Here is a 15690-nt window from a genome sequence, read left to right on the forward strand (position 1 = left end):
GCATATTTTTTTACTTCCGATGTTGATTTGCCAGCTTCAGATTCTCCGCTAAAAATGCGACAAACACTTCATCCCGCACGAGCGATGCGGCATAATTTCTCTTAATAAACCATTCTGCCTCTTCAAACGCTGCGAATGTTTCGTCTTGGGTTTCTCCGTTTATTTGAATATTCCATTCGTTGTCTAAAGGGAAAAGAAAAAATCTCATTTGTGCGCGATTTTCATATAATGATCCATTCGCAGATCCCTTTAGATTATAGATGTTACGGAAGGCATCCGGCCGTACAGGATCAATACGGAAAGCTTCAGCTACAAACAACTCGTATACTTCATCAGTTATTGAACAGCCGGACGCTTTTGCATGCCCTCCGCCGCCATATCGGCCGGCGATTTCTGACACATCGATGTAATCATGAATGGTGCGGAGACTGACTCGTTTTGACCCCATGCTCAAAATCGCAATGTAATCGAGGTGCGGATTATCTTTCCCTAGCCTGTTCCCCAGCTCTGAATGGTACGATTCAGCGTGAACGATGCCTACACAGTGTTCGTGAACAAAGGTTTGTACCATTTCCCTTTTCTTTCTGCGGAGGTAGCGCTCGATTTTTTCGTCTTCTAAATCAAGCAGTTTTTCTTCAAAATCATCGAAGAAAAATTCGTCATGCGCGGAAATGCGCTGGATCATTTTTGCTTCAAATTCATCGATTGACAGCAAAAAGAAAAGATCATTAAGCCGCTTCGCCTGTTTTTGATCGTACCGCTCCCACTCCCATGTATCGTATTGGCGGACGAGCTCTGTGAAATGATCTAAGGTGTTTGTCGGTTTCATGAATCCATTTTCAACGAGATAGCCATATAAAAGCGATGTCGCGGATGTGAGCCTTCCATCATCGTATTCCACCTGGATAAATCCCCATTCATGCTCATTCAAATGAAGGGCTGTTTTATGATGGTCTATGAGCTTCACTTTGCCCCCTGCATGAACATACTCATTCAATCTCTCTTCGTTTTCTTCATTGACGGCGAGATCGGTGATGAATAACGTGTCCTGTCTGTTGCTCTCCTTCGCTTTTTCTAAAAAGTACTGCACTTGTGCGTTTAAGCCGTTGACAGAGTTATACCGGACCTCTACGTCTTTTCCGAACGCCAATTTTGCTACGATTCCGCATCCTACTCCGTCCAAGTCGTTATGTGAATATAAATGATACATAATGTAGGCCCCTTTTTATGATAAACTGACAATTGCCGCTAGAGGTGCGGCAGCCTTTATTTACTATTCTAAAAAACCAAGCGTTTTATGCAATGGTAATTAGTTGACATAATGTTGTTATTGTAAATATATAAAGGAGCGCTTTTTTTGCGCTCCTAAGTTCTTGCTTTTACACCGGATAAACCGGATGCTTTCGATTGGTAAATGTCATTTCCTTTGTCATGTATGCCTTGAGCCGTTTGGCCAGCTCATCACGCAGCGAATTGGCTGGGATAACAGCATCAATGATCATTTCTGAAGCCAGACGGTAGATATTGATGTCCTCTTTGTATTCCTCCCGTTTGCTGCTGATAAATGCGGCTCTCTCTTCTTCTGGCAGCTCGGCGATTTTTTTAGCGTAGACAGCGTTTACAGCGGCCTCAGGGCCCATGACGGCGATTTGGGCGGTTGGGAGCGCTAGACAGCAATCCGGTTCAAATGCCGGCCCTGCCATTGCATACAACCCCGCCCCGTAAGCTTTTCGGACAATGACAGAGAGTTTTGGAACAGTTGCCTCCGACATCGCAGAAATCATTTTCGCTCCGTGTCTGATAATCCCAGCCTGTTCTACTTTTGTGCCAATCATAAAACCGGGGATATCGGCTAAGAACAGCAATGGGATATGAAAAGCGTCACATAAGGTAATGAACTTAGCCGCTTTGTCTGCTGAATCGTGGAATAAGACGCCTCCTTTTACCTTCGGCTGGTTTGCAACAATGCCGATAGGCTGTCCGTGGATTCGTGCGAGGCCCGTCAATAATTCCGGTGCGAATAAGGCTTTGATCTCAAAAAATGAGTCTTCATCTATGACCCGCTCAATCAGCTCATGCATATCAAAAGGTGCGTTTTGATTTTGCGGAATGACGTCGGCAAGCGGAGTGTCGAAGTGTTTTGGCGGGCGTTTCTTATGAATGGGCGCTTTTTCTTGAAAATTTGCCGGAAAGTAAGACAAATAAGCCCGCGCCAGCTGTATGGCTTCTTCTTCAGTTTCTGCAAGAATATCTCCGCAGCCGGAGATTGAGCAATGCATCCGGGCGCCACCCATTTCTTCAAGAGACACTTTTTCGCCAATAACCATTTCCGCCATCCTTGGCGAGCCTAAATACATGGAGGCGTTACCGTCTACCATAACGACGATATCACAGAAGGCCGGAATATAAGCGCCACCTGCTGCAGATGGTCCGAAAAGCAGACAGATTTGCGGAATGCGTCCCGATAATTTGACTTGATTGTAAAAAATTCTTCCTGCACCGCGTCTCCCTGGAAAGACATTGATTTGGTCGGTAATTCGGGCGCCTGCCGAATCGACTAAATAAATGAGCGGACAGTTTAATTTTTCGGCGGTTTCTTGAATTCTGATGATTTTTTCAACTGTTTTAGCTCCCCATGACCCCGCTTTCACTGTTGAATCATTCGCCATGACGCAAACAGTTTGGCCGCCGATTTTGCCGATAGCGGTTACAACTCCGTCAGCGGGAAGCCCGTCTGACATACATTCCGCAAAAAAAGCGTCTTCTAGCTCAATGTCATCGTCAAAGAGAAGGGAAAGCCGCTCTCTGACAAAGAGCTTGCCTTTTTCCCGATTGCTTTGATGATACTTTTCCGCTCCGCCTTTTCGAATCCGTTCAGCCCGTTCTGTTCGTTCCTTTTCATAATCCATCAGCATTGCCTCCCTTTTATATTCCCTTGTATACGGCCCGTCTTTTTTCTTGAAAGGCCTGAAGCCCTTCTCTCCTGTCTTTTGTCGGGATGGTTTGTTCATACGCTTTTTGTTCAATCGCAAGGCCTGTAGCGAGATCTGTCTCCAATCCTTTATTGATTGCAAATTTAGCCTGACGGACAGCGATCGGCCCGTTGGCAGAAATGGCTGCGGCCAGTTCCTCTGCTTTTGGCATAAGGTCATAAGGAGCCGTGACATGCTCTACAAGGCCGATTTCTTTTGCTTCGTGTGCGGTCACGCGTCTGCCTGTATAAATGAATTCTTTTGCTTTTCCTCTGCCAATCAGCCGGGGCAGCCTTTGGGTCCCTCCAGCGCCTGGGATAATAGCTAACCCTGTTTCCGGAAGTCCCAGCACAGCTGATTCAGTTGCGATTCGAAGGTCGCATGCCAATGCCAATTCTAGTCCGCCGCCTAATGCGCTTCCATTTATCGCAGCTATGACCGGCTGCGGCAAGGCATCAAGTAAAGCCGCCGTTCTTTGAATGAGAGATACACTTTCCAGAACCTGATCTTCTTTCAGTTTTATCCGTTCCTTCAGGTCTGCCCCTGCACAAAACGCTTTTTCACCGGTGCCTGTGAGGATGACACAGCGGATGTTTGAGTTGAATTCAATTTCCTGAAGAATCATTTGCAGGTTTCTAAGCATTTCCGCTGAAAGAGCATTTGCTGCCTGAGGCCTGTTTAAGGTGATCAACGCAATATGTTCATTTTTAACAGTAAAAAGAATAGAGTCTCCCATTGTATGCGTCCTCCCTTTTATCAAGATGATTTAAACACCTGTAAATTTCTGCTCGGCAGCGGTTTGCCCATTTTTTCTTCTATCCATTTTGCCGCAGATAGCAGTTTTTCGAGCTTTACATTTGTTTTGATATCCATCTGTTCAAGCATGTACACGATATCCTCAGTTGCGGCGTTTCCTGATGAACCTGGCGCATATGGGCATCCCCCAAGCCCGCCTGCCGAGCCGTCGAACACCGTGATGCCCATTTGGAGTGCTGTGACCATGTTGGCCAGAGCGGTTCCTCTCGTATCATGAAAATGCAAGGCAATTTGATTAGCCGGGAATCGTGCCAAAAGAGCTTCAAGTACAGTTTCCACTTGGGCGGGATTAGCCGCTCCAATCGTATCTCCAAGCGACAGTTCAGAAATTCCAAATTCAAATAGAGCTTCTGAAAGGCGAATGACTTGTTCAATGGGGACATCTTTTTCGTACGGACAGCCGAATACAGTCGAGAGGTAGGCTCTTGTTGTGAGGTTTGCTTTTTTTGCGTCGTTGTTTACTTGTTTGAGTATATGAAGGGATTCAGAAGTGGATTTATTGATGTTTTTTCTGTTGTGCGTCTCGCTGGCGGACATAAAAACGCAAGCTTCGTCAATGCCTCCTTCAAGCGCATTCTCCAGTCCTCTTTGATTCGGGACAAGTGCCGCGTACGTTACCCCTTTTTCACGGTTGATGCCTTTTGCTACGTCGATAGCATCTCGAAGCGCCGGAATCCATTTCGGGTGAACGAAGGATGTGATTTCAATATACGAAAGCCCTGTCCGGGAAAGCTGGTTGATCCAGGTTATTTTATCCTCTGTTGCGATCCATACGGGCTCGTTTTGTAAGCCGTCACGCGGGCCGACTTCTTTGATTGTCACTTTTTTAGGATATGACATGGTCTTCCTCCAAATTATTGAGTGGAATCGCTCAGTTCGAGCAGTACGTCTCCTTCATTTACAAAGTCGCCTTCATTTTTTTTGACTTCTTTTACGATTCCGCTTCTATCTGCAACGATCGGGATTTCCATTTTCATCGATTCCAAAATGGCTACCTCCTGGCCCTTTTCGATTTGGTCGCCGGCTTTGACGTGGACTTTCCACAGGTTTCCTGCCATTTGTATGCTAACCGTCATGACAACTGCCTCCTTTATAGGTGTTGTTTCAAAAAGTCAGTCGTGACATCCCCTTCTTTAAATGCCTTTGTTGCCGCAGCCTGTATGAGAAGCGGAAGATTTGTTTTGATTCCCTCTACACGATAGTCGCGAAGCGCTGTCTCTAGTTTTTCAATTGCTTCTGTTCTGGTTTGGCCTTTGACAATCATCTTAGCGATCATCGGGTCATAAAAAGGGGTAACGGTGCTGTCTTTTGCTACCGCACATTCGTGTCTGACTCCTTTTTGGTCAGGAAGTGAAAACGCAGTGATCGTACCTGGTGACGGGAAGAAGGTCTTGGGATCTTCCGCGTATATTCGAACCTCTATCGCATGCCCGTTCCGTTGGATGTCTTTTTGGGAGAATGTGAGTGTATGGCCCGCAGCAATCCGCAGCTGCTGCTCAACTAAGTCCAGGCCTGTTATTTCTTCAGTCACGGGGTGTTCAACTTGCAGTCTCGTATTCATTTCGAGGAAATAAAAATTTTGCTTCTGGTCAACTATAAATTCGATGGTGCCTGCGTTCGTATAGCCGATTGCCTTCGCTGCTTTTACCGCTGTTTGCCCGATCTTCATTCTTAGTTCATCGTCTACAAATGGAGACGGTGCTTCTTCAATGACTTTTTGGTGGCGCCTCTGAACAGAGCAATCACGTTCAAACAGATGTACTGTATGGCCGTGTTGATCGGCCAAAAGCTGAACCTCGATGTGACGCGCATGTTCAATAACTTTTTCTATATACATCGACCCGTCACCGAAAAAATCTGCTGCGCGTTTTTTGTTTCCCTCGTACGCTTTTTTTAATGCTTCTTCATTTTCAACACGCTGCATTCCGATGCCGCCTCCGCCCGCTGAAGCTTTCAGCATGACAGGATAGCCGATTTGACTTGCGGTGCGGCAGGCTGCCTCTATATCTCCGAGGGATTCAGAAACGCCCGGCACCACAGGGACTCCTGCAGCCTCCATTGCTTTTCGCGCTTCAATTTTGCTGCCCATCTTTGCGATGATATCAGGGGAAGGCCCGATAAACACGATGTTTTCTTGCTTGCAGCGTTCAGCGAATCGGCTGTTTTCTGATAACAATCCATATCCAGGGTGGATCGCGTCGGCATTTGCTTTTTTCGCCGTCTTTATGATTCTCTCTATATTTAAATAACTTTCACTGACTCTCGATTCCCCGATCAAATAAGCCTCTTTAGCGGCTTTTGTATGGGGCGCGTCCTTGTCTGCTTCTGAATAAACCGCGACCGTTTTAATGCCGAGACGGCTGCATGTTCGGATAATTCTTATTGCAATTTCACCGCGGTTGGCGATCAGTACTTTTGTAAACATGATTTCACCTCATTGACTTGATGATAGGTTGAACATTTCAATCGTTTTTTCTCGCAGTTTATATTTTTGAATTTTGCCTGAGGCCGTCATCGGATAGTCATCCGTAAAAATAACATAACGCGGAATTTTGTGGCGGGCGATTTTCCCTTTGCAATAGGCTTTAAGCTCATCAGGTGAAACGCTTTTACCGTCTTTCAGTTTAATCCAGGCTGCAGCTTCCTCCCCGAATTTGGCGTCAGGCACACCAACGACCTGTACATCTAAAACAGCGGGATGCCGGTATAAAAATTCTTCAATTTCCCGCGGATAAATGTTCTCGCCGCCTCTGATGAGCATATCTTTTAATCTTCCGGTGATGCGGCAGTACCCGTCTTCATCCATGACAGCAAGATCTCCGGTAAACAGCCATTCGTCGTGATTGATTGCTTTTCTGGTCGCTTCTTTGTCTTTATAATAGCCTTTCATGACGTGATAGCCGCGGGTGCACAGTTCTCCCTGCATGCCTCTTTGAACTTCTTGACATGTCCCGGGTTCTACAATTTTCACTTCAGTATGTGGCAGGGCGCGGCCGGTTGTTTCGACTCTTCTTATGAAGGAATCATTTGCTCTCGTTTGAGTAATGACTGGCGAGGCTTCGGTTTGTCCATAGGCGATCGTAATGTCTTTCATGCCCATCCTTTCAATCACAGCTTTCATCACTTCACTTGGACAGGGAGAGCCGGCCATGATTCCTGTTCGGAGCGTCGATAGATCATATGCATCAAAATCCGGATGATGCAGCTCGGCGATAAACATGGTAGGCACACCATGGAGCGCTGTGCATCTCTCTTTTTCTACCGTTTTAAGGACGGTAACGGGATCAAATTCTTGCACGGGTATCATGGCTGCCCCGACCGATACACATGCCAAAACCCCAAGCACGCATCCAAAGCAGTGAAAAAACGGAACCGGGATGCACATGCGGTCTTGAGAGGTTAAAACCATACATTCAGCGATATTGGCAGCGTTATTGATGACATTAAAATGGGTCAGCATCACGCCTTTTGGAAACCCTGTCGTTCCTGATGTGTATTGCATATTAATCACATCGTCTTTATCCAGGCTGTTCATTCTCTCTTCAAGCTCAGCATCTGTCACTGTTTTCGCCAATATCTCTGTATCGTCCCAATGATACATGCCAGGCAACCGTTTATTGCCAATATAGATCAGCGTTTTTAAAAAGGGATAGCGTTCAGATTTCAGTTGGCCGGGCTTTGCTTCTTGCAGTTCTGGAATTAAACTGTTCACGATGTCTGGATAAGAAGTGCCCCTGTATGAATCCATGATAATAAGCGCGGCGGCATCCGATTGCTTTAACAAGTAGTCCAGTTCGTGTGCTTGATAATTGGTATTGACGGTTACGAGCACGGCTCCGATCTTCGCAGTTGCGAACTGGACGGCAAGCCATTCAGGGATATTAGAAGTCCATATGGCGACGTGGTCTCCTTTTCCAATCCCCATCCGCATGAGACCTTTAGCGGTTTGACGGCACAGACTGTCAAATTGAGCGTACGTATAGCGGATATTTCGGTCTGGATACACAACAGCGTCTCGATCGGGATACGCATCAGCTGTTTGTTCCAGCAGCCTGCCGATTGTGGAATGGATGAGTTCAGCCATTCATTGTTCCTCCTTTCTTAATGATGGGAAAGCGTTTACATTTTTATTTTAAAAGCTGTCTGGCGATCACGAGACGCTGAATTTCAGATGTGCCTTCACCGATTTCCATTAATTTTGCGTCCCGCAGCATCCGTTCTACCCCATACTCTTTCATATAGCCTGAACCTCCATGGATTTGAATGGCTTGATTGCAAGCTCTTGTCGCCATTTCAGATGCGAATAGCTTGGCGTACGCCGCTTCTTTGGTGAACGGGTGGTTATGGTCTTTCAGCCAAGCGGCTTTTAACACCATTTGCCGTGCCAGATCAATTTCCATCGCCATGTCAGCAAGCTTAAATTGAATCGCTTGAAAGGAAGAAATCGGCTGTCCAAACTGCTTTCGTTCTTTCGCATATGCCAATGATGCGTCAAGGGCCGCTTGGGCAATGCCGACTGCAAGAGCAGCGATGGAGATTCGCCCTCCGTCCAGCGTATATAGAAACTGTTTAAACCCTTTTGTTGGATCGCCAAGTAAGTTGGCCGCAGGCACTCTTACATCCTCAAGCAAAATTTCCGCTGTATTCGATCCGCGGACGCCCATTTTATCGTACGGGCTCGTAATCGTAAGTCCTGGTGTGTCAGTTGGCACGATTAATGCGGAGATGATGTTTTTTCTGTCTTTGTTTTTGCCTGTTACGGCGGTTACAATAACTGTGCGTGCGTAGCTTGCATTAGTGATCCAGCACTTTTCGCCGTTGATTACATACTCGTCACCATTTGAAATCGCTTTTGTTTGAGTGCCTCCTGCATCTGAGCCGGCATTTGGCTCCGTCAGGCCGAATGATCCGAGTGCTGTGCCTGAAGCCAGCGGCGTCAAATGCGTCTGTTTTTGCTCTTCTGTTCCGAAGTAGTAAAGAGGGCTTGCACCTAGCGAGACCGCTGCAGCATAGCTTAATCCAGTACTGCCGCAGGCTTTGCCGACTTCTTCAACCGCTAAGGCATATGAAATCGTATCACCGCCAGATCCGCCGTATTCTTCTGGAAATGGAATACCCATCAGACCGAGTTCACCCATTTTTTCAAATGTTTGTATCGGGAACTCGCCTGTTTGATCTACATGTTCAGCGTGAGGAGCAATTTCTTTTTTCGCAAAATCTTTTACCATTTCACGCACCATTTGTTGTTCTTTTGTCAGCTCAAAATTCACATCGTTTCCTCCTTCACATCTTTGTAACATCCTATTAGGCGAGTTCTATAATCATTCCCTGACAAGAAAAGTCTGAAAATTAAAACTGAATCATTTTTTATGTGATAATTTCAGCGGAATGAGCAAATACATGCAGTAGGCGCATACCATCCATATCGCAAACGCAATGACTTGGCCCTTTGATAAAGCCGGGAAGATGAGGGAGATTCCAAAGGGAAATCGTATCCATCAATAAACCGACCGCTGATCCCCATATACCTAGCTTGATCACCGCGAACTGTGATTGATCGAGTTTTTGATAGAGAAAGAACACAAGGCATAAAACAAGAGCGGTGCCCGCTTCCAAGAGAAGAAAGTTCGTCAAAAAGGCTTCTTCAGCCGTATCAGTCAACACAGCATCTTCGAACAGCACAAAAAATAATGTGGCACCTAACCAGACTAGAAATGAAAACGTAAAACACGTCCTGTACGTGTTTCTCTTCGATTTTACTTAGTACTAGCTTCTCAGATTCCAATAATGGAAAATGTCCAAACACCGCCTACAGCGGTTTACCATCGTTTCCTGTCTCCAAAATCACTTTTAAAAAAAGACGACTTAGAAAGCCGTCCTTCTCATTTCTTATTTTGTTGTTCGTTTGGAAGCCTTACTTTCGTTATGAAGCCGGTCTGCTGAAGTGACATAATACGTATATTTCTTGTTAGGATCTGCCGTGTTATCTAAGAAGGTTTGCTGCTCATGTGTTTTTCTTTGCGTTGCCAGCAATGTTCTCTGCTTTTTCCCTTCGGCTCTGTATATCGCATAATAGGCTGTTTCTTTCGTTTTTTGATTTGATGGGTGATCTTTAATCTGCAGAAGATTGCCGTTTTTGTCTTCGGTGACTTTCGTAAGCTTCGGTTTTTTTGGGGCGGTATTGTCAAGCCAAGGCATTTGCGGAACCAGTGCCGGCTTGCTGTAAAGATCGGCGATAAGCCTGTCTTTGATGCCAAGCGGATTTTTGTTGAGGTCCTTGAGGCTGAAATGCATGCTTCCTTTCACCAGTTCAAGCTGGCGGTTCAAAGTGATTTGCCGCACATATTCCTCAGGGTCGGACCAAGGCGGATCAAAATTGTTATTGATTTTATATGCTGCCTGGCCAATATATAAGTGAACAGGCCTATTTTTGACTTCATTGCTCCACCAATCAGCCAGCACGTCGTAAGCCGCTGCGTTAAAGCCGATACTCCAATAAATTTGCGGAGCAATATAATCGATGTCGCCTTCTTGGATCCAATGTCTTGTGTCTGCATATAGATCGTCATAATTTCTGACGCCTGCTTTTGTATTCGATCCGGTCGAATCATCTGCGGCGTTTCTCCATACTCCAAAGGGACTGATGCCGAATTTGACATACGGTTTTGCAGCTTTAATTGTTTGGTTGATTTGTTTGACAAGCTGGTTCACATTGTCCCGCCGCCAGTCATCGATATTAGAAAAAGCGCCTTTTCCGTATTGTTCATACTGTGCTTGATCAGGAAATTCCTGTCCTGCTATTTTATAAGGGTAAAAATAATCATCCATATGAACAGCATCGATATCATAATGTTTTACGACTTCTTCAATGCCTTTGACGATAAAATCTCTCGCTTCTGGAATGCCTGGATGATAATACAGCTGGTTTCCGTAGGCGGCAACCCAATCTGGATGTTTTCTTGCCGGGTGACTCTCAGACAATTTATTAAGATCTGTATGATTCATTGTAATACGGTAAGGGTTAAACCACGCGTGAAATTCCAAATTTCGTTTATGGGTTTCTTCAATCATAAATGCAAGAGGATCATAGCCCGGGTCCTTCCCTTGGACACCGGTTAAGTATTCCGACCAAGGCCCGTAAGCTGACGGATAAAAGGCATCAGCCGTCGGTTTTATCTGAACGATAACGGCATTCATTCCCATTTTTTGCACATCGTCCAGCAGTTTGATATACTCCTGTTTTTGCTCTTTCACAGATAACCCTTTTTTGGACGGCCAATCAATATTTAATACGGAAGCAATCCATACGGCTCTCAGCTCCCTGTCAGACTGCGCATTGGCCATAAACGGAACGGAAATGACAAACGTTCCGATGATCAAGCTGACAAGGAAACGGACAATCGACTTTTGGCAAACCTTCATTCTGTTTCTTCTCCCCCATTACATCACTTTCACTATTCGCTATTACGGTATTCCCGGGCTTTAAAAGGGTGATTAACAGAATGTCTATCTCACTAAATAAACGAAAAAAGTCCTAAAGCATGTTGTGAACCGCTTTTAGGACTTTTTATCATTCATCATGGTTTGCAGACTTTTTAACACATCAATAAGTTTTACGCCGACACCGACAGCCGTTTCAAGGATCGCTTGTGCTCCGGCAATGGCTAAAATAAAGATCAGCGGTATTGCAATACGAGGCAAAAAAAGATAGCCAAGTCCGATCAAGATGGCACACCAAACACCGGCACACCAGTAGCAATTGAGCATGTATCCAAAGTTAGAAGCCGGCACGCTTTTTTCATCTACATGCCCGTTTTGATCAACAATCCTTTTCTTTTTCATAAAAGGTTTTCGGATAAATTCTGTGATTTTGTCGAATACAATCAAATGTGTCAGCCTGTAACTGGCTAGAATCAGCATGATAAAAGTTAGAAAAGAAAGACGGTCCATTGAGAAGCCTCCAAGAAAAGGATGATGTTATCATTCCCAAGTGTCCCTTATCCATTCTTGATACAAAAAGAAAGACGGACAGAGAATGGCCTCTGTCCGCTAATCCGCTTTATCGTTTGTGCAGTATTACTTGATTTGAAGTGATCTTTTCTAAAATGTCGAGGATGATGTCAGCATTCTTTTCAGCATATGTTCCTTCCAGCATGTCTTTATGAGCGCCAAAACCCGTGTACTCACTATAATTTCCACAGGCGCCTTCCCATTTCGTTAAGCCTGTATTCTCGCTGGTTTCGGGGTGGATTCCAGCTTCGATGAAATGAATGCTTGCTTTGATGTGCCCTTCATTCAGCAATTGTGCCCAATATTCCTGATAGTTTCTTTTTTTCTTCATCACCTTTTCTCTGACTGCTTCAGGCAGATATGCTGCAGATTCGTCATTCCCGGTATCGATAGGCAAAGGCTGTTCTTTTAGATAAGCGTCCACGATAATGAAGTCGCTGACTTCCAATCCTTTGCGCTCCATAGCCTGTGCCACTTCAAAAGCCAGGTTTCCGCCTGCAGAGTAGCCTAATAAAACGTATGGGCCCTCAGGCTGTATGTCCGTCATGCAATTAACATATTGTTCAATGCGGGTGTCTTGTTCAATAAAGTGAAACCCGTATACGGCTGCCTTCTCATTCAGCAATAAAGCAAGATCTTTAAAATAAATGCCAAATCCAGATATCGGCGGGAAGCAGAAAAGATTTTGCGCGCCGTGCTGGTTCAGTTTGATCACATGCTGTTCATCTGCCGCTCTCAGCTGTTTAGAATAAAGTTTTTCGGCAAGCTGAGAGATTGTCGGATGTTCGAACAAGAAATCAATCGGTATGTCAATGTTCTGCTGATGTTTTAGTGTATGTATGACTTGCAGTGCTTTTAGTGAATGTCCGCCAATAGCAAAGAAGTCATCATCAATACTGATTGTGTTAACACCGAGGACTTGCTTCCAAATGTTCGCTAATTCTTCTTCAACCAAGTTTCTTGGCAATATGATGTCCTGTCGTTTGGCAGGCTTATTTTCTGGAATAGGCAGCGCGCTGCGGTCTATTTTTCCGTTTCCGGTAAGCGGCATCCGTTCCACACGCACCCAGTGCTGCGGGATCATATAGTCTGGAAGCACACGCGCCAAATCGGTGCGAAAATCCGTATCTGTTTTTTTGTGATCACCGACGTAATGAGTGTACAGCTGCGCCTCTCCATCTTTTTCTCTCAATGTCACGGCTGCTTCTTGAACGCCTTCCATTTCTAACAGGCGCGCTTCTATTTCGGCAGGCTCAATTCGTTTTCCGCGGATTTTCATTTGCCTGTCAATTCTGCTGATGTATTCTAAGTTTCCATCAGGCAGCCAGCGCGCCAAATCACCAGTACGGTAAATTCTTTCTCCAGGCAAGAAAGGATGAGGAGAAAACACAGCATTTGTCAGATCTTCTCTGTTCAAATAGCCTTTAGCGACTCCATCACCGCCAACACAAAGCTCGCCGGGAACGCCTATTGGCAAAAGACGTCCTTTTGTATCTAAGATGTAAGCGGTGCTATTGCTGATTGGTTTTCCAATCGGAATCGGCCCCGCATAGTCTCTCTTCATTTCAAAAAAGGTTGAAAATGTTGTGTTTTCCGTTGGCCCGTAAATATTATGAAGCGCGAGATCTGGGCAGGCGTGCCTGACAGCATTCATCAGAGCAGGCGAAAGTGCTTCTCCTCCGACATATAACGTATGGAGTCCGCGAAACATGTCAGCTCGTACCTGTGCCAGCTGATTAAAAAGAGCTGTCGTTAAAAATAGCACTGTGATGTCATTTTCAAGCAAATACGCTCCAAACCGATCAGGTGTCAGCATTGTCGATTTATCAATGATATGAAGGCTTGCGCCATTTAAAAGTGCCCCGAACATTTCAAAGGTGACGGCGTCAAAGCTGATAGATCCAGTCATAATAAACCGGTCATCACCGGACGCAGACGTGTAATTGCTGTTTCTGACAAGGGACACGACATTGCGATTCGTGATCATGACCCCTTTCGGCCGGCCTGTTGATCCTGAGGTATACATGATGTACGCAAGATCATCCGGGCTGGAGCTGATATTATTAGGGATATCGTTCTCTTCCATCAATCCCTGCGCATCTGAAATGATACATGTTCCTGAGAACGCAGCGTTTTGCTCCAATCCCTTTTGAACAATCAGCATTTTTGCCTGCGTTTCCTCAAGCATAAAGCTGACTCGTTCAGGCGGAAGCTCCGCATCAAGCGGGAGGTATGCTCCCCCTGCTTTTAATACGGCAAGCACACTGATCATGAATTCGGGAGAATGTGCAGCCAATATTCCGGCTGTCTCGTTTTTCCGAAATCCCTTTTGAATTAACTCTCTGGCGAGCACATTAGAGCGTTTATCAAGCTCTTTATACGAAATAGACATATTGCCATACACAAGTGCGGTATGGTCTGGCGTCTTTTCTGCTTGTTCGCGAAATAAATCGATAATTGTATGATTCTTTGGATACTCCGTTTTTGTATTGTTGAACTGTGTGACAATCTGCTCTTTTTCTGTTGCATCAAGAAAAGAAAAATCAGCAATTGGCATATGAGGGTGCTGTGCAGCTGTGCTAAGCGCTTGCGTAAATTGCCTCTTGATACAGCTGATCCAGGCAGCATCGTAAACGAATGCATTATAGCTGAACTTGATGACAAGCTCTTCGCCGGGAGCAACGACAAGATTAAAGTTATATCCTGATTGCTCGGATACTTGAACTTGATCGATTTGCAGCGGTGAATCGGTTTGATCAGCGGAATCGGCGATTTTCTGCTGTAACGGATAGTTTTCAAAGACGATAATGTGATCAATCAGTTCCTGTTTTAATGCGGTGTTTGCCTGAATATCAAATAAAGGCTGGCAGGTAAACGGCTCAGCTTCCAGCATTTCTTTCTGGCAGCGTATGAGCAGCTCGTGAAACGTTTCGTCTTGGTGTGTTTTAATTCGAATCGGTATGGTATTGATAAACAACCCTATCATTTGCTCCACGCCTGGGATTTCTGACGGTCTTCCTGATACAACTGCGCCAAACACAACGTCGTCTGTGCGGTTATATTGCTGCAGCATCACACCCCAGACTGCCTGAATAAGGGTAGCGAGCGTGACGCCGTGTTGTTTGGCAGTCTCTTTCAGCTTGTCTGTCAGTGGTTTATTTAATGAAAATATCAAATCTTCACGGTGATAACCTTCTTTTGTTTCTTTATCAGACACACGAGGCAGAGGTGATGGAGTGCTGTAGTTTTTTAAATAGGTATCCCAGTAGGCCGCTGCTTTTTCTTTGTCTCGGTTTGTCAGCCATGAAATATAGGTGCTGTACGGACGGACAGGGTCTAATGAAAGCGGTTTTCCTGCATGAATCGATTGATAAATTTGCATAAATTCCTGCATAACGATACCTAGGCACCATCCGTCCATTAAAATGTGATGGTGACTCCAAAGACAGACATGCTCATCTTCAGCTGTTTTGAACAGAGAAATCCGCATCAGCATGTCTTTTTGCAGATCAAAGCCTTTTTGCTTGTCCTTCTCTTTAAAGCGTTCAATATACTCATTCTGGTCGTTTGTTGGCAGATGGGAAATGTCTTCGCTGTACAAATGGAATTCACGTTCTGTCATCACGACTTGCCGAGGTCCCGACAAATGCGGGACGTGCGGCAAAAACACGGTTCTGAAAATATCATGGCGGTCGATAATGGCTTGAATGCTGCGCTGGAACCAGTCATAGCTGAGGCTTCCTTTAATGGTGAAGAGCGACTGCTCGACATACGCCCCCTCCTCTTTACGGAGGAAGGAATGAAACAGCATTCCCTCCTGCATATGACTCAGAGGATAAATGTTCTTGATTTTTTTGATGTTATCCATAGTGTCTGCACCTTTCTTCACGGT

General features: G+C 45.3%; 12 protein-coding genes and 1 pseudogene. All 13 read right to left on the reverse strand.

Annotated features, from left to right (window positions below):
• Window positions 1–10: 10 nt before the first annotated feature.
• The 13 genes and pseudogenes from nrnB to ppsE all read right to left on the reverse strand — a co-directional run bounded on the left by nrnB (window position 11) and on the right by ppsE (window position 15687).
• Complete coding sequence (nrnB, locus tag ACFVP7_RS11315; RefSeq protein WP_338734011.1) at window positions 11–1210, reverse strand: oligoribonuclease NrnB; 1200 nt, start codon at window positions 1208–1210, stop codon at window positions 11–13.
• A 169-nt stretch (window positions 1211–1379) separates the two neighbouring features.
• Window positions 1380–2915, reverse strand: a complete 1536-nt coding sequence (locus ACFVP7_RS11320; RefSeq protein ID WP_213420270.1) for an acyl-CoA carboxylase subunit beta — start codon at window positions 2913–2915, stop codon at window positions 1380–1382.
• Between the two features lie 10 nt (window positions 2916–2925).
• A complete protein-coding gene (locus ACFVP7_RS11325) occupies window positions 2926–3708 on the reverse strand; it encodes an enoyl-CoA hydratase (protein ID WP_130572423.1) in 783 nt (260 codons plus the stop codon).
• 20 nt (window positions 3709–3728) lie between these two features.
• Window positions 3729–4628 (reverse strand): hydroxymethylglutaryl-CoA lyase, encoded by a 900-nt coding sequence (gene ldeG, locus ACFVP7_RS11330; RefSeq protein ID WP_185184388.1) that lies wholly within the window; start codon window positions 4626–4628, stop codon window positions 3729–3731.
• A 14-nt stretch (window positions 4629–4642) separates the two neighbouring features.
• Window positions 4643–4864 (reverse strand): acetyl-CoA carboxylase biotin carboxyl carrier protein subunit, encoded by a 222-nt coding sequence (locus ACFVP7_RS11335; protein ID WP_014476962.1) that lies wholly within the window; start codon window positions 4862–4864, stop codon window positions 4643–4645.
• Window positions 4865–4878: 14 nt separating this feature from the next.
• Window positions 4879–6213 carry an acetyl-CoA carboxylase biotin carboxylase subunit gene (locus ACFVP7_RS11340; protein ID WP_338734019.1) on the reverse strand — a complete coding sequence of 445 codons (1335 nt, stop codon included), beginning with the start codon at window positions 6211–6213 and terminating at the stop codon, window positions 4879–4881.
• Window positions 6214–6222: 9 nt separating this feature from the next.
• The gene (locus ACFVP7_RS11345; protein ID WP_338734021.1) at window positions 6223–7872 is read right to left on the reverse strand and encodes an AMP-binding protein; all 1650 of its coding nucleotides are present in this window, start codon (window positions 7870–7872) and stop codon (window positions 6223–6225) included.
• Between the two features lie 43 nt (window positions 7873–7915).
• The gene (locus ACFVP7_RS11350) at window positions 7916–9058 is read right to left on the reverse strand and encodes an acyl-CoA dehydrogenase (protein WP_338734023.1); all 1143 of its coding nucleotides are present in this window, start codon (window positions 9056–9058) and stop codon (window positions 7916–7918) included.
• 90 nt (window positions 9059–9148) lie between these two features.
• Window positions 9149–9452 (reverse strand): annotated as a pseudogene (locus tag ACFVP7_RS11355) (hypothetical protein).
• Window positions 9442–9594, reverse strand: a complete 153-nt coding sequence (locus ACFVP7_RS11360; RefSeq protein ID WP_041055511.1) for a hypothetical protein — start codon at window positions 9592–9594, stop codon at window positions 9442–9444. Before ACFVP7_RS11360 ends, ACFVP7_RS11355 begins: the two are co-directional and overlap by 11 nt.
• 83 nt (window positions 9595–9677) lie before the next feature.
• Window positions 9678–11210, reverse strand: coding sequence for a glycoside hydrolase family 10 protein (locus ACFVP7_RS11365; RefSeq protein ID WP_285298576.1), 1533 nt, complete (start codon window positions 11208–11210; stop codon window positions 9678–9680).
• Between the two features lie 135 nt (window positions 11211–11345).
• Window positions 11346–11738 carry a DUF1360 domain-containing protein gene (locus ACFVP7_RS11370; protein ID WP_003231518.1) on the reverse strand — a complete coding sequence of 131 codons (393 nt, stop codon included), beginning with the start codon at window positions 11736–11738 and terminating at the stop codon, window positions 11346–11348.
• A gap of 109 nt (window positions 11739–11847) precedes the next feature.
• Window positions 11848–15687 (reverse strand): plipastatin non-ribosomal peptide synthetase PpsE, encoded by a 3840-nt coding sequence (gene ppsE / locus ACFVP7_RS11375; RefSeq protein ID WP_396583264.1) that lies wholly within the window; start codon window positions 15685–15687, stop codon window positions 11848–11850.
• Between the last annotated feature and the right edge of the window lie 3 nt (window positions 15688–15690).

Source organism: Bacillus sp. SG20033 (genome assembly GCF_044570195.1).
Classification (GTDB): Bacteria; Bacillota; Bacilli; order Bacillales; family Bacillaceae; genus Bacillus; species Bacillus subtilis.